The following is a 2,445-nucleotide window of genomic DNA, read 5'->3' on the forward strand; positions in this document are numbered from 1 at the left end:
TAGCCGGGGGGCGGCGGCGCCCCATAGCTCGACGGCGCTGGGGGCGGTGCCCCGTCGCCCGCTCCCGGCCACCCCCGTCCGGAGTCAGGAGGCCCAGGCGGCTCGCCCCCGTGGGGTGGCACCGGGCCGGGAGCAGCCCACTGGTGGTCGCTCATGCTCTGTCCTGTCCTCCCTCCGGTGCCCGAAATCTACCCCGGGCACCCCGACCGCGCGCCTCGTCAGGCGCGTTTGAGGGACCGGCTCCGTCCGCGGAACTCGGCGATGATCTGGCCGTCGGACTCGCGCTTGACCGTCACGTCGGTGAGCCCGCTGCGCCCGAAGGCCGAGCGCACCGCCGCCTCGGCCACGAGGACGTCGCCGAGCCGGCTCGGGGCTGTGAACGTGATGTCCGCTCCGGAGGCGACGGTCACCCATCCCCTCGAGTTGCAGGCCAGGGCGAAGGTCGAGTCGGCGAGGGTGAAGACGAAACCGCCGTGGCAGATGTCGTGACCGTTGACCATGTCCGCACGGACCGGCATCCGCACGATCGCGTGGTCCTGCTCGATGAGGAGGGCCTCCATGCCGAGGCCGCGGGAGGCCTGGTCGTCGTCCCACATCTGGCGGGCGAAGTCCACTCCCTGCTCCGCGTCCCCGGCGGCGTCCGCGGCCTCCGTGCCCACCCGGCCGGTCATCGCAGGCTCCCGTTCGTCAGCGCCGGGCTCGGTCGGTAGCGCCCGCCCGGGAAGGCCCGGTCGAGCTCGGTGATCTGCCCCGCCACCACGTCGAACCCGATCTCGCGGCCCCACTCGATCGGGCCCCGCGGGTATCGCACGCCCAGCACCATGGCGAGGTCGACGTCCTCCTCGGACGCGTCGCCCCGGTCGACGAGGTCGACGGCCTCGTTGACGAGCATCGCCAGGGTCCGGGCGAGCGGGTCGGTCGCGACCGGCCCGCCGACGAGTCGCTCAGCCAGGTCGAGATCAGGGTCACCTCCGACGCGAGCGCCGTCAGCGGCATACGTGTAGACGCCCTCGCCCGACTTGCGGCCGAGCCTCCCGGCCGCGACGAGGCGGCGCTGGAACTCGGTGGGCGCGTAGCGCTCGTCGTGCCCGGTCTGCTCCCAGACCGACGTCCCGACCGCGAGGTTGACGTCCTGCCCGATGAAGTCGGTCAGCTCGAGGGGGCCCATCGGGAAGCCGCCCTTCTCGCGGAGGATCCAGTCGATCGTCGCGGCGTCGGCGACTCCGCCCTCGACCATCCGCTGTGCCTCGCCGTAGAACGGCCGCGCGACGCGGTTGACGATGAAGCCCGGTGTCGACGCGCAGCGCACCGGGGTCTTGCCCCACGTCCGCATGAGCTCGACGGCCGCGTCGAGCACCCTCCCGCTCGTGTTCGCCCCGTGCACGACCTCGACGAGCGCCATCGCGGGCGGCGGGTTGAAGAAGTGCAGCCCGATGACGCGCTCGGGGTGGATGACGGCCTCGGCAATGGCGGCGATGTCGATGCTCGAGGTGTTCGTCGCGAGCATGGTCGTGGCGGGCTGCGTCGCCCCGAGGTCGGCGAAGACCTTCCGCTTGAGGGAGAGGTCCTCGGGCACCGCCTCGATGACGAGCCCGCACGCAGGCAGCTCGTCGACGGACCGGGCCGCCGTGAGGCGGGCCTGCGCGGCATCGGCCTCGTCGGGGGTGAGCCTGCCCTGGGTCACGAGTCGCTCGAGGCTGCTCCCGAGCCGGTCGACCGCCGCTGCCGCGGCTCCGTCGACGGAGTCGACGAGACTCACCCGGTGGCCTGCGGTGGCGGCCACCTGGGCGATTCCTGCGCCCATGGCTCCGGCCCCGATGACTGCGACGTCACTCAGTTCCATGGGGACATCCTGCCGGGTCCGCTCACTCGCCGGACAACGCCTACCCTTGGAGGCGTGACTGCACAGGCAACGAAGCCCACCCACCCGCTGCTCGACAAGCACGCCACCGTGCTCGACGAGATCCGTCAGGCCCTCACGTCGCGCTCGTGGTACTCGCGCTACCCCGAGTCGCCGTCCCCGCGCGTCTACGGCGAGTCAGCCGCCGCGGAGGGTGTGGCGGCCTACGAAGCCCACCTCAACCGGCCGTATGCCGCTGAGCTGGCCTCGGGCGTCACCGGCACCTTCGTGGGCAGTGAGGTCTCCCCCTACGGTCCGACCTTGGGGGTGGGCTACCCGACCCTCGACCTCGACGCGGCGCTCACGGCGGCCGAGGACGCGATCCCGGCCTGGCGCGACGCCGGACCGCAGGTGCGCGCCGCGGTGTGCGTGGAGATCGTCGACGCGATCAACAAGCGGTCCTTCGAGCTGGCCAACGCCGTCATGCACACGTCGGGTCAGCCCTTCGTCATGTCGTTCCAGGCGGGCGGGCCGCACGCCCAGGAGCGGGCCATCGAGGCGGTCGCCGCCGGGCTCATCGAGCAGGAGCGGGTCCCGGAGTCGGT

The 2,445-nt window shown here is 72.6% G+C and carries 3 protein-coding genes; 1 reads left to right on the plus strand and 2 read right to left on the minus strand.

Going from position 1 to position 2,445, the window contains the following annotated elements:
• Window positions 1-218: 218 nt before the first annotated feature.
• Together paaI and LOY02_RS13620 are read right to left on the minus strand one after the other, a co-directional pair.
• Window positions 219-671, minus strand: coding sequence for a hydroxyphenylacetyl-CoA thioesterase PaaI (gene paaI, locus LOY02_RS13615; protein ID WP_317182902.1), 453 nt, complete (start codon window positions 669-671; stop codon window positions 219-221).
• Entirely contained in the window at window positions 668-1,843 is a 1,176-nt protein-coding gene (locus tag LOY02_RS13620; protein WP_317182903.1) for a 3-hydroxyacyl-CoA dehydrogenase NAD-binding domain-containing protein, read from the minus strand. Before LOY02_RS13620 ends, paaI begins: the two co-directional genes overlap by 4 nt.
• Window positions 1,844-1,897: 54 nt before the next feature.
• Between LOY02_RS13620 and LOY02_RS13625 the strand changes: the two genes are divergently transcribed.
• Window positions 1,898-2,445, plus strand: a 548-nt coding sequence (locus tag LOY02_RS13625; RefSeq protein ID WP_317182904.1) for an aldehyde dehydrogenase family protein, incomplete at its 3' end; no start/stop codon positions are given.

It is taken from the genome of Intrasporangium sp. (genome assembly GCF_032907665.1).
GTDB lineage: Bacteria > Actinomycetota > Actinomycetes > Actinomycetales > Dermatophilaceae > Intrasporangium.

Excerpts from the sequence above, each read along its gene's own strand:
- paaI (WP_317182902.1), bottom strand. The coding sequence starts at position 671 with ATGACCGGCCGGGTGGGCACGGAGGCCGCGGACGCCGCCGGGGACGCG.
- LOY02_RS13620 (WP_317182903.1), bottom strand. The coding sequence starts at position 1,843 with ATGGAACTGAGTGACGTCGCAGTCATCGGGGCCGGAGCCATGGGCGCA.